The organism is Dyella sp. Tek66A03 (genome assembly GCF_052567735.1).
In genome coordinates, this window is the sequence record NZ_CP199584.1 from 999328 (window position 1) to 1021580 (window position 22253).

General features: G+C 64.7%; 19 protein-coding genes. 13 read left to right on the forward strand and 6 right to left on the reverse strand.

Translation table 11 applies throughout. The annotated features are described in order from the left end of the window. Positions 1 to 27 precede the first annotated feature (27 nt). The 4 genes from ruvX to gshB all read right to left on the reverse strand — a co-directional run bounded on the left by ruvX (position 28) and on the right by gshB (position 3269). Entirely contained in the window at positions 28 to 462 is a 435-nt protein-coding gene (gene ruvX / locus ACT01B_RS04385) for a Holliday junction resolvase RuvX (protein ID WP_445146167.1), read from the reverse strand. Beyond that, on the reverse strand, positions 459 to 1034 hold the full coding sequence (locus ACT01B_RS04390; protein WP_445146168.1) for a YqgE/AlgH family protein: 576 nt from the start codon (positions 1032 to 1034) through the stop codon (positions 459 to 461). The genes ruvX and ACT01B_RS04390 overlap by 4 nt, the downstream gene beginning before the upstream one ends. A gap of 394 nt (positions 1035 to 1428) precedes the next feature. Continuing rightward, positions 1429 to 2295, reverse strand: a complete 867-nt coding sequence (locus tag ACT01B_RS04395; RefSeq protein ID WP_445146169.1) for an energy transducer TonB — start codon at positions 2293 to 2295, stop codon at positions 1429 to 1431. Beyond that, positions 2292 to 3269 (reverse strand): glutathione synthase, encoded by a 978-nt coding sequence (gene gshB, locus ACT01B_RS04400; RefSeq protein ID WP_445146170.1) that lies wholly within the window; start codon positions 3267 to 3269, stop codon positions 2292 to 2294. Before gshB ends, ACT01B_RS04395 begins: the two co-directional genes overlap by 4 nt. Positions 3270 to 3818: 549 nt before the next feature. On the opposite strand from gshB, the gene pilG reads away from it, so the two are divergent. The 7 genes from pilG (at position 3819) to ACT01B_RS04435 (ending at position 15623) form a co-directional block, all read left to right on the forward strand. Continuing rightward, positions 3819 to 4175, forward strand: a complete 357-nt coding sequence (pilG, locus tag ACT01B_RS04405; protein WP_114238650.1) for a twitching motility response regulator PilG — start codon at positions 3819 to 3821, stop codon at positions 4173 to 4175. 31 nt (positions 4176 to 4206) lie between these two features. After that, on the forward strand, positions 4207 to 4578 hold the full coding sequence (locus ACT01B_RS04410) for a response regulator (protein WP_266148133.1): 372 nt from the start codon (positions 4207 to 4209) through the stop codon (positions 4576 to 4578). A 7-nt stretch (positions 4579 to 4585) separates the two neighbouring features. Beyond that, a complete protein-coding gene (locus tag ACT01B_RS04415) occupies positions 4586 to 5128 on the forward strand; it encodes a chemotaxis protein CheW (RefSeq protein WP_445146171.1) in 543 nt (180 codons plus the stop codon). A 113-nt stretch (positions 5129 to 5241) separates the two neighbouring features. Beyond that, on the forward strand, positions 5242 to 7272 hold the full coding sequence (locus tag ACT01B_RS04420; RefSeq protein ID WP_445146172.1) for a methyl-accepting chemotaxis protein: 2031 nt from the start codon (positions 5242 to 5244) through the stop codon (positions 7270 to 7272). Positions 7273 to 7346: 74 nt separating this feature from the next. Beyond that, on the forward strand, positions 7347 to 13457 hold the full coding sequence (locus ACT01B_RS04425) for an Hpt domain-containing protein (RefSeq protein ID WP_445146173.1): 6111 nt from the start codon (positions 7347 to 7349) through the stop codon (positions 13455 to 13457). Beyond that, positions 13450 to 15150: a chemotaxis protein CheB gene (locus ACT01B_RS04430; RefSeq protein WP_445146174.1), complete on the forward strand. Its 1701-nt coding sequence runs from the start codon at positions 13450 to 13452 to the stop codon at positions 15148 to 15150. Before ACT01B_RS04425 ends, ACT01B_RS04430 begins: the two co-directional genes overlap by 8 nt. Continuing rightward, complete coding sequence (locus ACT01B_RS04435; RefSeq protein ID WP_445146175.1) at positions 15147 to 15623, forward strand: chemotaxis protein CheW; 477 nt, start codon at positions 15147 to 15149, stop codon at positions 15621 to 15623. The genes ACT01B_RS04430 and ACT01B_RS04435 overlap by 4 nt, the downstream gene beginning before the upstream one ends. A gap of 25 nt (positions 15624 to 15648) precedes the next feature. On the opposite strand, the gene ACT01B_RS04440 is transcribed toward ACT01B_RS04435, so the two are convergent. Further along, a complete protein-coding gene (locus ACT01B_RS04440) occupies positions 15649 to 16383 on the reverse strand; it encodes a 16S rRNA (uracil(1498)-N(3))-methyltransferase (RefSeq protein WP_445146176.1) in 735 nt (244 codons plus the stop codon). A 171-nt stretch (positions 16384 to 16554) separates the two neighbouring features. On the opposite strand from ACT01B_RS04440, the gene ACT01B_RS04445 reads away from it, so the two are divergent. Beyond that, positions 16555 to 16923 (forward strand): hypothetical protein, encoded by a 369-nt coding sequence (locus ACT01B_RS04445; protein WP_445146177.1) that lies wholly within the window; start codon positions 16555 to 16557, stop codon positions 16921 to 16923. 26 nt (positions 16924 to 16949) lie between these two features. Here ACT01B_RS04445 and ACT01B_RS04450 read toward each other — a convergent pair whose 3' ends face one another. Then, complete coding sequence (locus ACT01B_RS04450) at positions 16950 to 18311, reverse strand: adenosylmethionine--8-amino-7-oxononanoate transaminase (protein WP_445146178.1); 1362 nt, start codon at positions 18309 to 18311, stop codon at positions 16950 to 16952. 62 nt (positions 18312 to 18373) lie between these two features. Between ACT01B_RS04450 and ACT01B_RS04455 the strand changes: the two genes are divergently transcribed. Genes ACT01B_RS04455 through mazG form a run of 5 tightly spaced genes read left to right on the forward strand, consistent with a single transcriptional unit; the run spans position 18374 to position 22172 of the window. Beyond that, positions 18374 to 19159 (forward strand): type II secretion system protein N, encoded by a 786-nt coding sequence (locus tag ACT01B_RS04455; RefSeq protein WP_445146179.1) that lies wholly within the window; start codon positions 18374 to 18376, stop codon positions 19157 to 19159. Then, positions 19156 to 19944, forward strand: coding sequence for an inositol monophosphatase family protein (locus tag ACT01B_RS04460; RefSeq protein ID WP_445146180.1), 789 nt, complete (start codon positions 19156 to 19158; stop codon positions 19942 to 19944). Before ACT01B_RS04455 ends, ACT01B_RS04460 begins: the two co-directional genes overlap by 4 nt. A gap of 9 nt (positions 19945 to 19953) precedes the next feature. After that, complete coding sequence (gene nudE, locus ACT01B_RS04465) at positions 19954 to 20511, forward strand: ADP compounds hydrolase NudE (protein ID WP_445146181.1); 558 nt, start codon at positions 19954 to 19956, stop codon at positions 20509 to 20511. Positions 20512 to 20535: 24 nt separating this feature from the next. Beyond that, positions 20536 to 21363 carry a 3'(2'),5'-bisphosphate nucleotidase CysQ gene (cysQ, locus tag ACT01B_RS04470; RefSeq protein WP_445146182.1) on the forward strand — a complete coding sequence of 276 codons (828 nt, stop codon included), beginning with the start codon at positions 20536 to 20538 and terminating at the stop codon, positions 21361 to 21363. Next, on the forward strand, positions 21360 to 22172 hold the full coding sequence (mazG, locus tag ACT01B_RS04475; RefSeq protein WP_445146183.1) for a nucleoside triphosphate pyrophosphohydrolase: 813 nt from the start codon (positions 21360 to 21362) through the stop codon (positions 22170 to 22172). The genes cysQ and mazG overlap by 4 nt, the downstream gene beginning before the upstream one ends. The last annotated feature ends 81 nt before the right edge of the window (positions 22173 to 22253 follow it).

Sequence of the window (22253 nt, forward strand, 5' to 3'; positions counted from 1 at the left end):
GATGGGCGTGTCGTCCGAGGGTAAGGGTCAGCGGTCGGTGGGCGCAGGCGAGGCCAGCCAGCGTTCCAGGATGACCGCGGCGGCTTCGGCATCAATCGTCGCGGCATCGCGCCGCTTCTTCAGTCCAGCGGCGCGCGCATGGGCAAAGCGCTGGGCCGCTTCCTGCGAGCTGTGGCGTTCGTCGGTGAGCTCGATGGGCAGGCCGTAGCGCTTGCCGAGCTTCTCGGCAAAGCGGCGGGCGCTGCGGCTGGCAGGCTGCTCGCCGCCGTCGAGCGTCAGCGGCAGGCCAACCACCAGGGTTTCTGGCAGCCACTCCTGGCGCAGGGCGTCGAGTTTCTGCCAATCCGGATCGCCGTCGCGTACCGGGATGGCGGCCAGGCCGCGCGCGCTGCCGGTAAAACGATTGCCGACCGCAACGCCTAGCAGGCGGCTGCCGACATCGAAACCAAAGACACAGCTCATGCGTGGCCCGCGTAGTTGGGCAGCGCCAATGGGTCTACGCCGACCAGGCCCGCGGCGGCGCTCCAGCGCTCTTCCAGCGGCGTATGGAAGACCACGCGCTCGCTGGCCTCGACGGTGAGCCACGCGTTGTCCTTGAGCTCCTGTTCCAGCTGCCCGGCGCTCCAGCCGGCATAGCCCAGGGCCATCACCGCCAGGCGCGGACCTTCGCCATTGGCCATGGCCACCAGGATGTCGCGCGAGGTGGTGACCGACCACTCGGCATTGATGCGATAGCTCGATTCCCAGTGCCCTGGCTCGCGGTGCAGTACGAAACCGCGCTCCTGCTGCACGGGGCCACCGATCAGCACTGGGGCGTCGGCCAGTTCCAGATCGTTGCACTCGAGCTTCATCTGGGAGAGCACATCACCCAGGCGATATTCGGATAGCTGATTCACCAGCAGACCCACCGCGCCGTCTTCGTCGTGCTGGCAGATAAACGCCACGCCGCGCGAAAACGGGGGCTCGGCCAAGCTGGGCATGGCGATCAGGAAGTGGCCTGCGAGCGATTGGGCTTGAGACTGGGCAACGGTCATAGGCGCATTGTAGAACCTGTTCGCGCCCGCCCCATAGCGCGGCTGCATCCGCTGCGGTCTAGGTTCCCGCGGCCTGGTGTAAACACCCCGTGAGTGTCGGTGCTAGGGATGCCCTGATTAACTCTGCGCAGGCGTCACCGGCTCTGTCTGTTCGCAGACCACAGGGGTGACGGCGAAGGCAGACTGGACGTCTGTCGAGCCGGCGCACCGAAGGGATGCGGACAGACAGAGCCGGCCCCAACGTATTGGATTCAAAGCGATGGGGTGATGTCCAGAAGGCCCGCAGGCTGCGCCGCGCGACTTGGCAAGACGGCCAGTCTTCCCAGCGCCGCGCAACACACCCTGCGGGCCTTCTGGACATCATGGCGCCTGCGCAGAGTTAATCAGGGCATCCCTAGCGGCTGCGCAGGATGTCGTTCGGCATGAACTGCCAGGTGCGGGTGATGTTCAACTCGTCGATGTGTTCTTTGTCCACCGGCAGCGAGGGGAAGGGTGCCGCCAGGCGCACGATGCGCTGTGCGGCGGCGTCCAGCAGCTGTTGCCCTGAGCTGCTCACCACCTCGATACCCTTGACCGAGCCGTCGCGGTTGAGCGTCACGGTCATCAGCACGTCACCGTGCAGGCCGCGGCGGCGGGCCTCGTTGGGATAGTTCAGGTTGCCCACGCGCTCCACCCGGTCAACCCAGCCGCGCATATAGGCCGCGTAGGCGTATTCCTTGGTGTTGGCCGAAATGAACTTCTTTTTCGGGCGCTTGGCGTACTGCTCACTGCGATCGCGCACCTCGGCGGCCAGCTGCGCCATCTCCTGCCGCCGCTTGACCTCGTTCGGCGACTCAGGAAGGTCGTGCGGCGTTCGCTCCCGCTTGGCGCTGTCGCTGCTGACGGTGTAGTGGCTGTTGCCGGTGGTGGTCAGTAGCTTGTCGTCGGTGGCATCCTGCGGCCGAGGCGCGCTGGCCTCGACCGGTTGCGGGGCGACCCCGGCATTGGCCTTGGGAATCGGGCCGGAAACGGGCTGCGAGGGGCGGGCAGCCTTGTCGCTCTCGCCGCCACCGGAGTTGTTGGCCTGGGCCAGGAAGTCGGCCTTGTCCGGCACGTCGCGGTTGGCCACGTCCACCAGGGTCACATCCAGGGTGGGCAGGCTGGGCTTGGCCTTGACGTAGCTGAACGTGATGCCGAGCACCAGCACGCCATGCAGCAATAGCGAGAAAAGCAGGGTGGCGCCGATCATGTCGGCGCCAGTGGGGACTACAGGTTGGCTCACGCGGCGCGGTTTCCGATTCGAGTGCGTTCGATAACGTCGAACAATTGGCCCGCAATATTAAGCCCGAACTGCGCGTCCAGTTCGCGGGCACAGGTCGGCGATGTGACATTGATCTCGGTGAGGTAGTCGCCGATCACGTCCAGCCCGACGAACAGCAGGCCGCGACGGCGCAACTCCGGTGCCACCTGGGACACGATCCAGCGGTCCCGGTCGCTCAGCGGCACGCCAACGCCAAGGCCACCTGCCGCCAGGTTGCCGCGGAATTCGTTGCCCTGGGGAATGCGCGCCAGCGCATACGGCACCGGCTCGCCATCAATGACCAGGATACGTTTGTCGCCAGAGGTAATTTCAGCAATGTACTTCTGGGCCATGGTGAGCTGGCGATGCTCGCCATGCGGTCCGGCCGCAATCAAGGTCTCGAGCATCGAATTGAGGTTGGTGTCTCCAGCGCTGACCCGGAAGATGCCGCGTCCACCCATCCCATCGAGTGGCTTGAGCACGACCTCGCCATGGGCCGCCACGAAGGCGCGCATTTCGGCCGCGTCGCGCGACACCAGGGTGGGTGCCATGCATTGCGGAAAGTGCATCGCGAACAGCTTCTCGTTGCAATCCCGCAGGGCCTGGGGGCGGTTCACCACGGTCACGCCGGCACGCTCGGCCTGTTCCGCCACCATGGTGTCGTAGATGAACTGCGCGTCGACCGGAGGGTCCTTGCGCATCAGCAGCACGTCCATCTCCCGCAGGTCGCGCCAGCTGGGTTCTTCCAGCATGAACCAGCCGGAGGCGTCGTCCCGCACGGAAAGGGCGGCCAGGCGTGCCCAGGGCAGGCCGTCGCGCAGGGCCAGGTCGCCCTGCTCCAGGTAAAAAAGCCGATGCCCGCGTCGCTGGGCCTCCAGCAACATGGCGAAGGTAGTGTCCTTGGCGATCTTGATGGAGCCAATCGGGTCCATCAATACGGCGACCGAAAGGGTCATCGTCATTCTCCGGTAGTAGAGCGTCGTCACGATCTTCCCCGGCGCTGACCGGGAAAGAGCGTGGGAGTGTATGTCGAGACGTGGTCATCTGATGCCTGGCCTGGGCAACTTGCCCCCGACCCGGCGCGTGGCCGCCTTCTCCGCCTCGTCATGTGGGGGGCAGGCAGGTGGTCGGGTGGTCGTTTCAGGGGTCCAGGCGACGTGCACATTCAGGTGAATCAGCACATTGACCGGGCTGGCCAACCAACGTCACGATGACGCCCAGCATGGTGACGTCGCGCTGGCTGATCGCCAAATTCAATGACGTGGCGCTCTTCGTTTGAGATTTCAGCTTGACGCCACGTCAGGCAGGCGGTAAACAGCAACAGACAGATGCCTGCCGGCTGAGTAAAGTTAGTACGTCATAAGAAGCTTTATGGAATTCTTTAGTCCACGTGGGCTGGCGGCCAATGGCCGACGGCTGCACGTTTTACCTGAGCCTGGGGCGGGTAGCAGGGGGGTGTTGTGAACTTGAACATAAATGGAAATGGCTTGACCGGCCTGAAGGTCATGGTCATTGATGACTCCAAGACCATCCGCCGGACGGCCGAAACCTTGCTTAAAAAAGAAGGTTGCGACGTGCTGACCGCGGTGGACGGCTTCGAGGCCTTGGCCAAGATCTCCGACCAGAAGCCCGCCATCATCTTTGTCGACATCATGATGCCGCGCCTCGACGGGTATCAGACCTGCGCGCTGATCAAGAACAATCCACAGTTCCGCGGCACGCCGGTCATCATGCTCAGCTCGAAGGACGGCCTGTTCGACAAGGCCCGTGGTCGTATCGTCGGCGCCGAACAATATCTCACCAAGCCCTTCACTCGTGATGAGCTGCTTGGTGCTATCCATAGACATGTCAGCACGGTGTAAGGCCGGCGACTACAGGGTCTGAGGGGGACCTGTGGCCAATATTCTCATTATCGACGACTCACCGACCGACGTGCGCGTGTTCACCACGCTGCTCGAGCGCGCGGGTTACCGGGTTGACTCCGTGGGCAGTGCCGAGGAAGGCATCGAGCGCGTGCGCGCGCAGTTGCCCGACCTGGTCATCATGGATGTCATCATGCCTGGCATGAACGGCTTCCAGGCCACGCGTACGCTTACGCGCGACCCGGTGACGTCCAACGTTCCGATTGTCATGATCACCACCAAATCGATGGAGACCGATCGCGTGTGGGGGCTGCGCCAGGGTGCGCGTGCCTTCATCACCAAACCGGTGAACGAGAAGGATCTCCTTGCATGTATCAACGATCTGCTGCCGAACGCTGCCTGAGGTGACGATGAGCCAGACTGCCACGCTCTCGCCCTTCGAAATCCTGGCTCGTTACGAACGACTTTCGCTGGTTCATGCCTCCGATACGCCGGAGAAGCTGGAGGCCCCAGGCCTCTGGCGTGGCATTGGCTACCGCGCCGGCAGTCGTCTGTTCGTCAGCGGCATCGATGAAATCAGCGAATTGCTTGCGGTGCCGGTGTTGACGCCGGTGCCCGGCACGCAGACCTGGCTGCTTGGCGTCGCCAATGTGCGAGGCAACCTGGTGCCGGTCATCGATCTCGCTCGCTTCCTGTTCGCCGAGCGCACCATCCAAACCGAGCGTACGCGCCTGTTGGTGGTGCGACAGAGTGGCGGCAGCGTGGCGCTGATGGTCGACGAAGTATTCGGCCAGCGCACGGTGGATGCCGAGCAGCGCCGCACCGCCGAACAAGAAGACGATCCGCGCCTGGCGCGATTCGTGGAAGATCGCGTAGGCGAGCCCCGGTTGGCCGTGTTCAGCATGGGCAAACTGGTGCGCGCGCCTGACTTCCGGCAGGCCTCGGCGGCTTGACGGGCGATAGTTGAATCAAGAGTAGGACCGGCGCCAGTTGCGGCCGGAATCAGGGCGATGTTCCCAGCCTCCGCCAGCAAGGGTGGCGGGGGTAGACGGGCGAGGTGAACGAAATGAGCACTACAGGGGGCGTTGGCAAGGAGCGGGGCTATACCGGCCTCATCATTGCGCTGGTCATCGCGATTGGATTCGCGGGTGTCAACTTCGTCATGCTCAACATCAGGAACAGCGAGGATCGGCAGGCCATCGCCCTGACCACGCAGATCCAGGTGTTGTCGCAGCAGACGGCTAAATATGCGATTGAGGCGGCAGACGGTAACGTCGACTCGTTCAAGGAACTGGAAACCAGCCGCAATGCCATCGACTCGGCAGTGCAGCACCTGAACAAGGGCGATGCCAAGGGCGGCATGCAGGCCTATGCCGACAACAACGCAACGCCGGCCGGTCGTGCGGTAGGCGCGTTGACCAACGCCTGGGGGCAGCTCGATACCGATATCGGCAAGATCCTGTCCAACAAGGCCCTGGTGCTCGATTCGGCCCAGCGCGCAGCGACCTTGGCGCGCGAATTGCCGCTGCTCAACTCCAGCATGGAGCAGGTGGTAAACATCCTGCAGCAGCGCGGCGGCAGCGCGGAGCAGACCTATACCTCGGCCCGCCAAATGTTGCTGGCCGACCGCATGACCCGCCGCGTGCAGGAAGTGCTGCAGGGTGGTGACGGCTCCCAGCCCGCTGCCGATGGTCTGGCCCGCGACGGCCAGCTTTACGGTTCGGTGCTCAAGGGCCTGCTCGAAGGCAACGCCGAAGTGGGCGTGCGTTCGATGGGCGATACCAATGCACGCAAGATTCTTGCGGACATGCAATCCCAGTGGGACAACCTGCAGGATCCGGTCGGCAAGCTGGCCGGTGCCGCGGGCAACCTGAGTGAGGTGAAGCGCGCTGGCAGCCAGGGCTCGCTGGATTCGCAGAACGTGCTGCTGCGCGCGAACGAACTGGCTGAGCAGGTCGGCAAGCTGCCGTTGCGCCGCCTGTTCCCGAACGTGTGGTGGGGCGTGCTCGGTGCCATCGGCGCGGTCGCCTTCATCGTGGTGCTGGTGGTTCAGCTCGTCACCGACCAGCGCCGCCGCTTCCAGGACAGTGCCGAGCTCAACCAGCGCAACCAGGAGGCGATCATGCGCCTGCTGGACGAGATGGGCTCGCTCGCCGAAGGTGACCTGACGGTCAAGACCACGGTGACCGAAGACATTACGGGTGCCATCGCCGACTCGGTGAACTACGCCATCGACGAGTTGCGCACCCTGGTGACCACGATCAACGAGACCTCCGAGCAGGTGTCCTCGTCGGCCCAGGAGACGCAGACCACGGCACGTCATCTGGCCGAATCCGCGCAGCACCAGGCGCAGCGGATCAGCACGGCGACCACGGCAATCAATCAGATCGCCAGCCTCATGGATACCGTGTCAAAGGATTCCGCCGAGTCGGCCGACGTGGCCGAGCGCTCGGTGAAAATCGCCTCGCGCGGCGCCGAAGTGGTGCGCGAGACGATCTCGGGCATGGACTCGATCCGCGACCAGATCCAGGAGACCTCCAAGCGCATCAAGCGCCTGGGTGAGTCGTCGCAGGAGATCGGCTCGATCGTGGAACTGATCAACGACATTGCCGAACAGACCAACATCCTCGCGCTCAACGCGGCCATCCAGGCGGCGTCGGCCGGTGAGGCTGGCCGCGGTTTCGCGGTGGTGGCGGACGAAGTGCAGCGCCTGGCAGAACGTTCCGCCAGCGCTACGAAGCGTATCGAAACGCTGGTGCAGACCATTCAGTCCGATACCAACGAAGCGGTGAACTCGATGGAACAGACCACCGCGGAAGTGGTGGCCGGTGCCCGCCTGGCGGAAGATGCCGGCAGCGCGCTGGGTGACATCGAGCGCGTGTCGCACGATTTGTCCGCGCTGATTCAAAACATCTCCACCGCCGCCCGCCAGCAGTCCACCGCGGCGTCGGACATTTCGGTGTCGATGAATGCGATTCAGGAAATTACCTCGCAGACCTCGCAGGGTGCGAGCCAGACCGCCGATTCGATCGGTTACCTGGCCCAACTGGCGAGTGATCTGCGGCGCTCGGTGGCGCACTTTAAGCTGCCGGGCTGACACAAAACGATTTTCACAGGGGGCAACCTCGACGGTTGCGTGACAAAGCGTTACGTGGCCGCAGTGAGGGGCGCATGAGACTTCAAGATCACATCGATTTCACCACCCTGCAGTGGGTCAAGCCAGAGCTCGACGAGACGCTGGCGCTTGCCCGCGAGGCGTTGGAGTCCTACGTCGACAATCCGGGTGACCGGGATGCCATGCGTTCGTGCGCCGACAGCCTGCATCAGGTGCAAGGCACGCTGCGCATGGTCGAGCTCTACGGCGCCGCCATGGTGGCCGAGGAGATGGAGACACTGACCATCTCGCTGCTCGAGGACCATGTGGCCGATCGCGAGGACGCTTACGCGGCCCTGATGCGTGGCCTCATGCAGTTGCCCGACTATCTCGAGCGCTTGTCCGGCGGTCACCGCGACGTACCGGTGGTGCTGCTGCCGTTGCTCAACGACCTGCGTTCCAGTCGCGGTCAGCAGGCGCTGCACGAGTCGGCCCTCTTTACGCCCAATCTTGACGTGGTGCTGCCGCCGCAGGCGCCCGCTCCGGCCCATGACATCGCCGTTGAGCGTCAGCGCAGCGAAGTGGCAGCCCTACGGCTACGCTTCCAGCAGCAGTTGTTGACCTGGTTCCGCGGACAAGGTAACGACCAGCAGTTGACGGGCATGATTCAGACCTTGGATGCCATCACGGCGCGCTGCCAGAGCGTGCCTGGGCGTCGACTGTGGTGGATCGCGGCCGCCGTTCTCGAAGGCGTGCAACAGGGCGTGCTCAAGAACCAAGCGAGCGAAGTGCGCCAACTGATTGGCAAGGTCGATCGCAGCATCCGCCAACTGGTGGAGCATGGCGAGATCAGCCTGCGTGGCAGTGATTCCGATGAATTGGCGCGCAAGCTGCTGTACGTGACTGGCCAGGTCAAGCCGGGCAGTCCGCGTATGGAGCTGCTGCGTCAGACCTACGGGCTGGACGCCCTGCTGCCGGAAGCGAGCGAGGTGGAACACGCCCGCGGCTCCATGTCCGGCCACAACCGTGCCTTGCTCGATTCCGTGGCGCGCGCGCTGAAGGACGACTTGCTGCGCGTGAAGGAGGCGCTGGATCTGTTCCTGCGCCAGACCGATGCCGATCCGGCCCAGCTGGCGAGTCAGACCGAAGTGCTGGACCGCGTGGGTGACACGCTGGGCATGCTGGCCTTGGCCGTGCCGCGGCGCGTGGTCAACGAGCAGCGTCGCGTGCTGGACGAAATCGCCAACCGCGTACGCTCGGCCGACGAAGAGCTGTTGCTCGACGTCGCCGGTGCGCTGCTTTATGTGGAAGCATCGCTCGACGACCACATCGAAAGCCTGGGTGCGGAAGAAGAACCGGCACCTGAAGGCAGCACCGCGATGCTGCCACGCAGCGAGGCGCGCCACATCCTGGCGACCTTGATGCACGAGGCTACCGCCAACACCGGCAAGGTGAAGGAAGCGATCGTCGCCTATGTCGAGTCGGGCTGGCAGCCCAGGCAGCTGGCCGATGTAGGCTCGCTGATGGAAGAAGTGGCGGGTGCCATGCGCATGCTTTCTGCGCCACGCCCCGCCGAACTGGCCGAAGGCATTGGTCGTTTTGTCGGCAACGAGTTGCTGGCCGATCGACGCGTGCCCAGCAGTGCGCAGATGGATCATCTCGCCGATGCGCTTGCCGCGCTGGAGTATTACCTTGAGGCCGCACGCGAGCATCGCGGTGGCCTGGAACACATCCTGGACGTGGCCGAGCACAGTCTGGGAACGCTCGGCTATTGGCCGCCGCCGGCTGCGCGCGCCGCGTCGCTGGACGACCTGGACGAAGCGCCTGCGCACGTGGCCAAGGCGGCGGATGCCGCCCTGGCGGCAGCGTTGGCCAACCAGCCGGGACTCACGGAAACCGTCAGTCTTGCCCATGGCGATGATTTGTCCGGGCTGATTATCGGTCACAGCGAAACGCCGCAACCGCTGGAACACGAAATCACCGGCATGCGCCTGGCGGATACCGAACATCTCGGTCCGCAGGAAGTCATGCAGGGCGGCGATGACGAATGGATGGAGATCGAGGAAGAGATCTTCGAGCAGGTGCCAGTGGCAGGCATGTCACAGGCCGAAGCTGGCTTCCAGGCCAGTACGGCGGGGATCGACGACGACATCCGCGACATCTTCCTGGAGGAAATGCAGGAAGAAATCGATAGCTTGCATGCGGCCCGCCAGACCTGGCTTGCCGATGCGGCGCAATTGGATGCACTCACGCCCATTCGGCGCTCCTTCCATACCTTGAAGGGTTCCGGTCGACTGGTCGGCGCCACCATGCTGGGCGAGTTCGCCTGGAAGGTGGAGAACATGCTCAATCGTGTGCTGGATCATTCGATTCCGGCCAACGCGGGTGTGCAGGAAGTGGTGAGTGGCGCCATCGATGCCTTGCCGCAGCTGCGCGTTGCGCTGCTGGGCGAAGGAGCACCGACGGCACCGATGGGCGCCATCATGGAAACGGCCGAGCGACTTTCTGCGGGCCAGCAGGATGCGCGCATCGCCGACATTGCGCCTGCCGCGATGGAGAGCGTGCGCCGCGTCGTGCACCGCCGTGTGCCGCGCATCGATGCCGCCGCCGTTCCGTCCGCCAGTCTTGCCGGCATCGAGGCCGCACCCAGCGCGCCGGTCGAGTATTTCGCCGACACGATCGAGGCTCCGGTCATGCCGCCGATCGATCCGGTGTTGCTGGAGATCCTGCGCAGCGAAGTCGCGCAGTACCTTGCAGCCATTCGCACGGCGATCAACCGCGTCGATGGCGAGCTCCGCGTCGACGACAGCCTGTTGCGAGCCGTGCATACGCTGCACGGCGCCATCGCGATGGTCGACATTCCGGTGCTGACCCAGTTGCTTTCGCCACTGGAAAGCCTGCTCAAGCGTCTGCGTGCCGCCGGTCGACCGCTTTCGACTGAGGGCGTGCATCTGCTTAGCCGCAGCGCCGACGCCGTGGATGAGGTCATGGGGCAGTTCGATGCGCCGGCGCCGCAGTTGCCGAATATCGATGCACTGATCCAGCGCATTGCCGAGTTGCGTGACAGTCAACCGGAACCGCAGGTTGCCCATGTGTTGTTTGAGCCGCACGCCGACGATCTCGTCGATAGCGACGGCCCAACCAATGACGCCGAGCGGGAAGACCTGCTCGCCGCCTCGCTGGATGAGGCCCTGTCTGGTGTGTCGGGGACGACGGTGCACAGCCATACCGTCGCCGCGGATGAGCCCTCGGGCGATTCCTATGCCGACGAATTGATGGCCGCCCTGGGCGAGTTCGATCTTGACGCGCATCTGCCCGTCAGCGAGCACGCCACACCTGCGGCGGAAGCCACCCCCGACGCGACCTCGGTCGCTTCGGACGAGGAGGACTTCGCCAAGGCCTATGCGGATCTGCTGGATGAAGCCGATGCCGAAGAGGCGCCGGGCGTCGACAAGGCCGACGAAGAATACGTCGCGCTGACCTCGGCCGACGAGATGGCGCTGGCGTTCGAGCTCGACGATGCGTCCGTTGCCGCTTCCACGATCGAGATGGCCGAACCGGCTGCTCTCGATGAAGTCGTGGCCGCTGATGACGTGGCACCGGTTGACGTCGTTGCCGCTCATGGGGATGCGCCGGCGCCCATCGAAGAGACGCCGATCGAACCCATCGCTTCGTTGCGCGAAGCCGCCGAGACGCAGGAGAGCATGGCCTCGCCTGCGGACGAGCAAGAGCCTGCTGTTGAGGCCGAGCAGCTCGAAACTGCCCCGCTGGAAGAGCACGAGGTCACGGGCGAAAACGTACTTGTGCCCAGCCAGATCGATCCTGACCTGCTGGAAATCTTCATTGAGGAAGCGCGCGAGATTCTCGATCATTCGGACGGTGTGCTCGCCCAGTGGCGCGAGGCACCAAGCGCGATCGAGCATGTGGCCGAGCTGCAGCGCGACCTGCACACGCTCAAGGGTGGTGCGCGTATTGCCGGGCTGGTGCCGGTGGGCGATCTCACCCACGCCATCGAAACGGCGCTGGAAAAACCGCTGCATGCCGAGTCGGCCCATATCGGCGAGCTGATCGCCGCGCTGGAAGCGGGCTTCGACCAGCTGCATCAAATGGTCCAACGCGTCGCGCAAGGCCGCTTGGTCGAATACCCGCAAGCCATGATCGACCGTTTCGTGGCGATGGCTGGCGGCACGGCCAGCGAGGCCGTCACGGCCGAGGCGCTCAGCGTCGAGCCGGCGGCCGTCGAGCAGACGAGCGCGACGGTGTTGGCATTCCCCGATCGCACCAAGCTGCCCGAGCTGCTGCCGGAAGAGCGCGAAGAGGTTGCCGGTGCGCCGCAGGAGCAGATCCGCGTACGCGCCGAACTGCTCGACACGCTGGTAAACCACGCCGGTGAGGTGGCGATCTACCGCTCGCGCCTGGAACAGCAGGTTGCGGGCTATCGCTTCAACCTGGTCGAGCTCGATCAGACGGTGCAGCGTCTGCGCAGCCAGCTGCGCATGCTCGAAATCGAAACGGAAGCGCAGATCATCGCGCGTTTCCAGCGCGAACATCGCGAGGGCGGATTGTCGGTGTTCGATCCGCTCGAACTCGATCGCTTCTCGCAGTTGCAGCAGTATTCGCGCGCACTGGCCGAGTCGGTCTCCGACTTGGTGTCCATTCAGGGCATGCTCGACGACCTGACGCGTCAGGCCGAGACGCTGCTGATCCAGCAGTCGCGTGTCAGCTCCGAGCTGCAGGAAGGTTTGCTGCGTACGCGCATGCTGCCATTCGACACCATGGTGCCCAACCTCCGCCGCACGCTGCGTCAGGCAGCACAGGAGGAGGGCAAGAGTGCGCAGCTCTATGTGGAGGGTGCGCATGGCGAAATGGATCGCAACCTGCTCGACCGCATCAAGGCGCCGTTCGAGCACATGTTGCGCAACGCCGTGGCCCACGGCATCGAGTCGCCGGCCGAACGGCGCAAGGCGGGCAAGCCGGCCGAAGGTGCCGTGCGCATCCGCGTGGCGCGCGAGGCGACCGAAGTCGTCGTGCGCGTCAGTGACGACGGCCGCGGGCTTGATCGCGATGCGATTCGCAAGCGCGCCATCGAGCGTGGTCTGGTGCGCGCCGACGCCAGGCTCAGTGACGATCAGCTGCTTGCGCTGATCACGCAACCAGGCTTTTCCACCGCCAGCAAGGTCACCCAGTTGGCCGGTCGCGGCGTGGGCATGGACGTGGTGGCGAACGAGATCAAGCAGCTCGGTGGTTCGCTATCGATCGAATCGAAGGCCGGCGAAGGCTCCACCTTCGTGCTGCGCCTTCCGTTCACGCTGGCCGTCACGCAAGCCATCCTGGTGCGTATTGGCGAAGCCAATTTCGCCATTCCGATGACCTCGGTGCAGGGCGTGGCGCGCATCACCCCGGCCGAACTGACGGAGCGTCTGGGCGATGCCGAGCCATCGTTCCCGTACGGCGGAGACGAGTACAGCATCCACGACCTGTCCGAACTTCTCGGCATCGTGAGCGGTTACACCGGTGACGAAGATCAGCTGCCGTTGTTGTTGACCCGCTCCGGTGATCTGCGCGCCGCCATTCGCATCGACGCTGTGATCGGTTCGCGCGAAATCGTGGTGAAGTCGGTTGGCCCGCAAATCAGTTCGGTCCCCGGCATTCTCGGCGCCACCATCATGGGTGACGGCTCGGTTTTGATCATTCTTGATCTCGCACCGCTGGTCCGCCACGGGGTGGCACGCCGTCAGCAGCGTCTGGAAGAGGGGCTCAGCGCCGTGCAGGCGCCGGTGGTGGAAGAGGTTCGCGTGCGTCCGCTGGTCATGGTGGTCGATGACTCCATCACCATGCGCAAAGTCACCAGTCGCGTACTGGAGCGTCACGAATACGAAGTCTGCACGGCCAAGGACGGTGTCGACGCGATCGAACGGCTGCATGAACGCGTGCCCGACCTGATGCTGCTCGACATCGAAATGCCGCGCATGGACGGTTACGAGCTGGCCACGCACATGAAGGCCGACCCGCGTTTCCGCGATGTGCCTATCATCATGATCACCTCGCGTACCGGCGACAAACACCGCCAACGTGCCTTCGACATCGGCGTCGACCGCTACCTCGGCAAGCCGTATCAGGAGGCCGAACTGCTGATTCAGATTGGTGAAGTGCTCGAGCAGCGGACCACGGAGTCGTTCAATGGCTGAATCGGCCACCGCAGTCGCCTTGCTGTTCGACGACCGGGAACTGGGCGGTCAGTTGCGTGATGCGCTGCATGAGCGCGGCGCCCGGATTGTCCACGAGGGAGCGCTTTCCACCTTCAGTCGCGCGATGCTCGACCACACCGGTGCCGAAGTGCTGGTGGTGAATCTGGACGAGGATGCCGACGACGATCTCGATCGGCTTTATGACCTGCTCGACGGCGATCGGCCGCGGGTCGTGTTCAACGATGCCCAGGCCAGTCGCAAGCTGGACGGATGGGATCGCGCCCGTTGGGCCCGTCATCTCGCCGTGAAGGTGATGGCGCAAGGCGATCTCGACCCGCCGCGCCCGCTGGATGCGCCCCTCGTGCTTGCGGTCGCGGAGGCTACGCCTTCGGCAGCGAGCGACGAGGCCGTGGGCATCGAGCTCGCTGCAGCGCAGGCGACTGCCGTATCCGTCGCGGCGCATCCGCTGGATGCGCCCGTCGATACCGCTACGCCGGTGTATTCCCATGAACCTGTGGCAATGGCGAGCAGCAACACGGCCGCCGTGTCCGAGACGCTGGCGGCTGAGCTCGAGGCCTTGCTGGCTGCCGGCGACGGGCTGTCCGAGGTAGACGATTTTGGCGCGGGACTGAAGTTCAGCGCGGAAGACGAGCTGCCCCCGTTGCATGACGGGCATTTCGGCGTAGACGCTTTGATGACGCAAGGCCCCGCCCCAGTCGAGTTCGAGCCGATGGCCAAGGAGGCCGCCGTGGTGGCCATGCCGTCCTTCCAGCTCGATCATTTATCCTTGGCCCCGCTGGACGAATCGTTCGTTGCGCCGGTGCTTGCGGTGACAGCCACGGTCGCCGAAACAGCCCGCGAGTCCGTCGTGACGGCGGCGTCGAGCTGGGCCTTGGTGGAGGACGAACCGCAGACCGAGCAGGCCCCGGCGCGACCGTCGGAATTTGGCATCGAGAAGCTCAGCGCGGCTGATTTCCTCGCACCGGAAGGTGGCGCTGATGACGAGACGGCCATGGAGCTGGGTTTGAGCCTGGAACTGGTATCGATCGAGGAAGCCATTGCTCCGCAAGCTTATGAAGGCGGGCACGAAATGCTGCTTTCCGATCTCGATACCGCCATTGGGCGCATGCTCGTGCTCGGCGCGGCATCCGACAGTACCGAGGCCGTCTGCACGTTCCTGTCGCTGCTGCCGTCCCATTTGCGCATGGCCGTGCTGCACGTCCAGCATCTGGGCGGCAAGTCGGCGGACGAACAGGTACAATTGTTGGCCCAGCACAGTCGGTTGCCCGTGCGCTTGGCGGCACATGGCGCGCGTGCACGTGTTGGCGAAGTGTTGGTTGTACCGGGCGATCAGCAGGCGCGCGTGTATCGCGACGGCCTCATCGAGCTGCAGCCGCTGGAAGCGCAGGCCGTGCAGAGCTCCCTGATCGATGCCAGCTTCACCATGGTGGCCAATGTCTTTGGTCGCAATGCGCAAGCGATTGTATTTGCCGGCCAGGCGAATGATGCCGTGGGCGGCTGTCAGGCCATTCATGACCGTGGTGGTCGGGTCTGGGTGGAAGCGTCATCCGAAGGGCATTTCGCCGATATGGTGCATGGCGTCGAAGCCGAGCGCCTTAACAGCTATTCCGGCACGCCCGCTGAATTGGCGGCGCGCCTGATCGAGGAGATGTCCATGGAGAGCCGGCGATGAGTGAGCTACCGCTACCTCGCGAAATCCGTTGTGTCCTGGTGCCCGTAGGCAACCTGCGTTTGCTGTTGCCCAATGCCACCGTGGCCGAAGTCATTACCTTGCCCGCTTCCGAGCCGGTCGAAGGTGCGCCGCCCTGGTTGCTGGGTCGCATCGCGTGGCGTGGCTGGCGCGTGCCGTTGCTGTCGTTCACCAAGCTCGCCGGGGTGAGTGAGGGCGACAGCGAACAAGCCGTGCGCGTGGCCGTGCTGAAAGCCTTGGGCGGTCATGCCGACCTGCCGTTCGTGGCGGTCATCACGCAGGGCTTCCCGCGTCTGACCACGCTCAACGCCGAACTGATCATTCCCACGCACGATGGCGCGCCGTTGCCGCCCGGCGTACGGGCGCAGGTCCTGGTGCGTGACGACGTCGCTGTGATCCCGGATCTGGAAGGCATCGAAGCCGAACTGATCGACCTGCTCGCGCTGGCGAGCTGATCGCTGGCGCTGCGGGGCGAGGCGGCTACAGGTCGCCGTGCAGCGCCTGCAAGGCTGCCAGGGCGGCGAGTCCGGCGGTCTCCGTACGCAAGATACGCGGGCCCAGGCGCAGTCCGTGGAAACCCGCCTCGGCAAGCGAGGCGACGTCGCGACTGCCCAAGCCACCTTCCGGTCCTACCACGAGCACGCCGCCGGCCGGCGTGAAGCGAAGCGCGCCTGCTTGCTGGGTGCCTTCCGGCAGCAGGGCGAGACGCAAGGTGTCGTCGCTGGGCAGTTCCCGTAGCCAAGTGTCGAGCCCGATGGCGGGCACTACCTCAGGCACGCGGGCGCGACCGCATTGTTCGCAGGCGCTGGCCGCCACGGCGCGCCAGTGTGCCAGGCGCTTTTCGGCGCGGCTGGCATCCAGCTTCACCTCCGAGCGTTCGGTAAGCAGGGGCACGATGCGGGCAACCCCGAGTTCCGTGGCCTTTTGCACGATCAGGTCCATTTTCTCGCCGCGGGCCACGCCTTGCGCCAAGGTCAGCCGCAGCGAAGACTCGTTGTCCAGGGCTTGCGACGAGCGTATCTGGGCGGTTACTTCGCGCTTGCCGACGCTGAGGATCACCGAGGGGTAGTCGCTGCCGTCGCCGTTGAACAGCGTGATCGCATCGCCAACGACCAGCCGTAGCACGCGCGTCACATGTTCCCCGGCCTGCTGCGGCAGGGCCAGCTCACTGCCCACGGTCAGCGCTTGATCAATATGTATGCGAATAGTGCGCATGAAACGTTTTGGCTACGAAGGAATCGTCAGCATAACGGACGAAGGACCGGTCCTAGCGCCCTCCCAGGCGAAACCTGAATGGACGCGAGGTGCTGGCGACAGAACGTTGCGCGGCTGTCCACGCAGGCGCAGCATGCACTTGATCGTCCTTGCCTTAAGGAGGTGGAGACCATGTTCAGAACCAGCCATGCCCTTATCAATCATGCCCTGATTGCCTCGCTGGTTGCCCTGGGTGCCGCCACGGCGGCCTTTGCGCAGGACGCTGCGCCACCGGCGTCCACCAACGCCTCCATGCAGAGCGTTGCCGACGCACAGAACAACGCGGCCACGCCGGCGGCGGCGCGTCGACAGGTACTCAAACCGGGCGATCGCAATTGCCTCCAAACCACCGGCAGCCTGATTCCGACCAAGCCGGGAACTTGCCTCACGGGAGCACCGGGTCGCAGTTACAGCAAGGACGATATCGACCGCACCGGCCAGCCCACTTTGGGGCCGGCCCTGCAAATGCTGGATCCCGCCGTGACGGTGCGCGGCCACTGACGGGCCCAATGACCGTGGCGAGGCGATCAGCCCGCCACGGCGATATCGATTCCACGCATCGCCACGTCGACTAGATGGTCGATCTCCTGCGTCGTGACGACATAGGGCGGCATGAAGTAGATGACGTCACCAAGCGGGCGCAGCACGGCGCTGTGCTCCAGAGCGTGCAGATAGACGCGCAGACCACGTCGCTCGCCGGCCGGGAAAGGGCGTCGAGTGGCTTTGTCCGCCACGAGTTCGACGGCGGCGATCATGCCGGTCTGACGCACATCCGCCACGTGCGGGTGATCCCTCAACGGCGCCAGCCTGGCGCCCAGGTGGGCCGCCAGCGCGCGATTGCGTGATAGCACCGGCTCGTCGCGGAAGATGTTCAGGGTTTCCAGCGCCACGCGGCAGGCCAGCGGGTTGCCGGTATAGCTATGCGAATGCAGGAAGGCCTTGCCGGCGCTGTATTCGGCATAGAACGCTGCATAAACCCGTGTCGTGGTGAGCACCGCGGACAGCGGCAGGAAGCCGCCAGTAAGTCCCTTGGACAGGCACATGAAATCAGGCGTTACCTGCGCCTGCTCGCAGGCGAACAGGGTGCCGGTGCGACCGAAGCCGACCGCGATTTCGTCCGCGATGAAATGCACGTTGAACTCGTCGCACAGCGCGCGCAGGCCGCTCAGGTAGTCCGGGTGATACATGCGCATGCCACCCGCACATTGCACCAGCGGCTCGACGATGACGGCACAGACCTCGTGGGCATGTCGCTCCAGCACATGCCGCATGTCGCCGAGCCGCCGCCGGGCGACTTCGGTAGCGCTTTCCCCGGGTTCGGCATCGTAGGCATCCGGCGATGGGGCGAGGATGGGCGTCAGCAGCAACGGTGCATAAGTCTTGCGATACAGCGCCACATCGCTGACTGACAGCGCGCCCAGCGTTTCGCCGTGATAGCTGCCGGTCAGTGCGATAAAGCGCGTCTTCTCGCCATGCCCCTGGTTGAGCCAATAGTGGAAGCTCATTTTCAGCGCCACTTCGATCGCCGCCGAGCCATTGTCGGCGTAGAACACGCGTTCGAGGCCCGGTGGCGTGACACGCACCAGTGCTTCGGCCAACGCCACCGCAGGTTCGTGGGTGAAGCCGGCGAAGATCACGTGCTCCAGCGTGCGCGCCTGCTCGGCAAGCGCAGCAGCGAGTCGCGGATTGGCGTGGCCAAAGATATTGGTCCACCACGAACTGATGCCGTCCAGATAGCGGCGGCCGTCCGTGCCGATCAGCCAGGCGCCGTCGCCGCGGGCGATGGGCACCATGGGTACCGTTTCGTGATCCTGCATCTGGGTGCAGGGGTGCCACAGGTGGCCCAGGTCGCGGCGCACCAGGGAATCGACAGCGGGAGAGGTATTCATGCGGCTATGATCGGGGTTTGGAGCGTACTCACTCAAGTCTTGCAAGCACTGCGGGAGTCGGTTTGAAGCGTTGGCGAGCTGTATGGATCGGCCTGTTGGCCGTGCTCTTGATCGGTTTTGGACTGCTGTGGTTCCTTCCCGCAAGCTGGGCCGTGCCCATGCTCGCTGCTCGGCTGCCTGCCGTTCGCCTGCAGCAAGTGAGTGGCTTGCTGTGGGACGGGCGGGCGGGCCAGGTGCTGTCTGCCAAGGGCGAGGATCTGGGTCGTGTGAGCTGGCGGCTATCGCGGCGCGCCCTGCTTGGTGAGACCCGGTTACAGCTGAATCTACATGGCACACGGATGGATTTTGCCGGGCGCATGGTCGGGCCGAGTGCCGCTGAGGCGACCTGGATGGACGTCCATTTGCGTGCCGATTTGGGGTTGCTTGGTCCGCTGCCGATGCTGCCAATAGGACAGCCGCGCGGTGTCATACGCGTCGATGCGGAACGCGTGCAACTGCATGGTGGCTGGCCGCAGGAACTGGATGCCCGGGTGCGATGGGAAAACGCCGGCTTGCTTACACCACGAAACGGCAACGTGGCGCTCGGCAATCTGCTGATCAGCGTGCAGGGGAGCGCAGGGGTGCTGGCTGGACACGTGCAGGACGATGGCAGCGGTCCGCTGCGTATCGATGGCCGGTTTCAGCTGAGTCCGTTGGCCCGCCGTCTCACGGCAACGGCGGCGCCACGCGAGCCGAATCCCGCGTTGCAGCGCTGGTTGGCCGGGTTGGGTCCCACCGACGCCGGCGGCAAGACGCATATCCATTACAGTGGCGGTCTCGCGGCCGCCATGCCAGAGGGGACACGATGAGTGGATTGAACCTGTCGCACGCACTGGAGGCTGCGCGCGAGGCCGCGCAGGCCGCCGCCGAGGTATTGCGGCACTACTGGAAGCGTGGCGTCGAGGTCGAGCTGAAGAGCGACGATACGCCGGTTACCGTGGCCGATCGCGAGGCCGAACTGGTGATCCGCAAGGTGCTGCAAAAAGCCTTGCCTGAAGCGGCCATCTACGGCGAGGAGTTCGGTCGCGACGACGGTGTCCACGAGCTGCTGTGGATGGTCGACCCGCTCGATGGCACCAAGAGCTTCGTACGACGCACGCCGTTTTTTTCCACCCAGATCGCGCTGATGCACCATGGTGAACTGGTGCTCGGCGTGTCCAGTGCCCCGATCTATGGCGAGACCATGTGGGCCAGCAGCGGCGGCGGCAGCTGGTTCGAGGGCCAGCGCGTGCATGTGGCTGCCACGACGGAGCTGGCCCACGCGGCCATCTCCACCGGCAACATCAAGTCGCTCACCGCCGATGCCCGCTGGGCGGAGCTGGGTGCCTTGATTCGAGAGAGCAACCGCATTCGCGGCTATGGCGATTTCTGTCACTACCACCTGCTGGCGCGTGGCGGCCTGGACTTGGTGCTGGAGTCGGACGTGAGCATCCTCGATGTCGCCGCCCTGGCGGTGATCGTGCGTGAAGCGGGCGGCATCTTCACGGACCTGGATGGCCAGGCATTGACGCTGGATTCACGCAGCGTGCTCGCGGGCACGCCCGCCCTCCATGAACTTGCCCTGGCGCGTCTGCGTCGGGCGCTCAAGGGATAGAATGCGCCGATGCGCAAGCCACCGATCATCCATGCCACCCGGGACGTGCACGACAGCCATTTCCTGCATGTCGAGCAGCTCGATCTTGAATTTTCCAACGGCGAGCGCCGGATCTATGAACGCTTGAAGGGCGGCGGCCTGGGCGCCGTCATCATCGTGCCGATGCAGGACGAGGACACCGTCCTGCTGGTTCGCGAGTACGGCGCGGGCGTAGGGCGCTACGAACTGGGCCTGCCCAAGGGGCGCCTCGATCGCGATGAAACCGCGGAGCAGGGCGCCGATCGTGAACTGAAGGAAGAGATCGGTTTTGGCGCACGCAAATTGAAGATCCTGCACAACCTGTCGCTGTCGCCGTCGTACATGACGCATATGGCGCACGTGGTACTGGCGCAGGATCTCTACCCCGAGCGCCTGGAAGGCGACGAGCCGGAAGAGCTTGAAGTGGTGCCGTGGAAACTCGCCGATCTGCATACCTTGATTGCACGCGACGATGTGACCGAAGGGCGCTCCATCGCCGCCCTGTTCATGGCGCGCGAATACCTTGCTGGCCGCTTTCAACCAACATGATTCAGCCGACATGATTCAACCGATATGAGCCCCCCAACCTTTTCCACCCTCCTGCAGCAGATTTCGACGATCGCCCGCGATGCCGCCGAGGCGATCCTGCTGGTCTACCGCGATGACTTCGAAGTGCAGCGTAAGGACGATCATTCGCCAGTAACGGCGGCGGACCTCGCCGCGCAGCAGGTGATAGTCGCGGGATTGGCTCAGCTCGACACCGTGCTTCCGGTGATATCCGAGGAAGCGCGCACGCTGCCCTGGCTGCAGCGACGCGAGTGGCGTCGCTACTGGCTGGTCGACCCGCTCGACGGCACGCGCGAGTTCATCAAGCGCAACGGCGAGTTCACCGTCAACATCGCCCTGATCGAAGATCATCAACCGGTACTCGGGGTGGTGCTGGCGCCCGTGACCGGCGAACTGTATGCCGCTGCGCGCGGGCAGGGGGCCTGGATGCAGCAAGACGCCCATGCGGCCTGGCGGCGCATCGCTACGCGCGCCATGGCGCAGCCGCCGACGGTGGCGGGCAGTCGCTCCCATGGGGGTGCCGGCGCCGCCTTACTGCCGCAGCTGATTGGCGATGACTACAGCTCCATGCCGCTCGGATCGTCGTTGAAGTTCTGCTTGCTGGCGCGTGGCGCGGCGGACGTCTATCTGCGTCGCGGTGCGACCAGCGAATGGGATACCGCCGCCGCGCAGGCCGTGCTCGAGGAAGCGGGCGGCGCGGTGCTCGATCTCACCGGCGAGCCCCTTCGCTACAACGGCCGCGATTCGCTGCTCAATCCTGAGTTCATTGCCGTCGGTGACGCTTCCGTCGACTGGAAGGCGCGCCTGCTGGCCGCCGACATGGAAGCCTCATGAGCGGGAATCCGCGCCACAGTCTCGACGATCTGCTCGCGATCATGGTGCGTCTGCGCGATCCGCAGCATGGTTGTCCCTGGGACGTGCAGCAGAGCTTTGCCACCATCGCGCCGTACACGATCGAAGAGGCCTACGAGGTGGCCGACGCGATCGATCGCCAGGACTGGCACGATTTGCGCGATGAGCTGGGCGATCTGCTGCTGCAGGTCGTCTTTCACGCCCAGATGGCCAAAGAGGCCGGGCTGTTCGATTTCACCGATGTTGCGCATGCCATCAGCGACAAGATGGTGCGCCGTCACCCGCATGTGTTCGGCGATGAGACTTACGCGAATGTCGAGGCGCAGACCCAGGCCTGGGACGCGATCAAGGCGGCCGAACGGGCGGCCAAGGGCGAGCAGCATGACGACAGCGCCCTGGCGGGTGTCTCCCGCGGGCTGCCTGAATGGAAGCGTGCACTGAAGTTGCAGGAGCGCGCAGCGCGCGTCGGCTTCGATTGGCCGGACGAGCAGCCGGTCATCGACAAGCTGCTCGAAGAGGTGGATGAAGTGCGCGCCGAGTTCGCCGACGGACGCGACGCCCAGCGCCTGCAGGACGAGATCGGCGACGTGTTGTTCGTGATGGTGAATCTGGCGCGGCATGCCGGCGTGGATTTTTCCCAAGCCATGCGTCATGCCAATGCGAAGTTCGAGCGACGCTTCCGCAGCATGGAGCAGTTGTCGCACGCGCAGGGCCAGCCTTTGGCGCAGCGCGATCTGGCCGAACAGGAAGCGCTTTGGCGGCAGGCTAAGCGAGACGAGGTTGCAGGGTAAGCGCAACTGGCTCGAAGCACCTGCTCGCCGCAGAGAGAAAAAGGAGGCACGGGTTCTGGGGTTCCCGTGCCTCAGGATAGG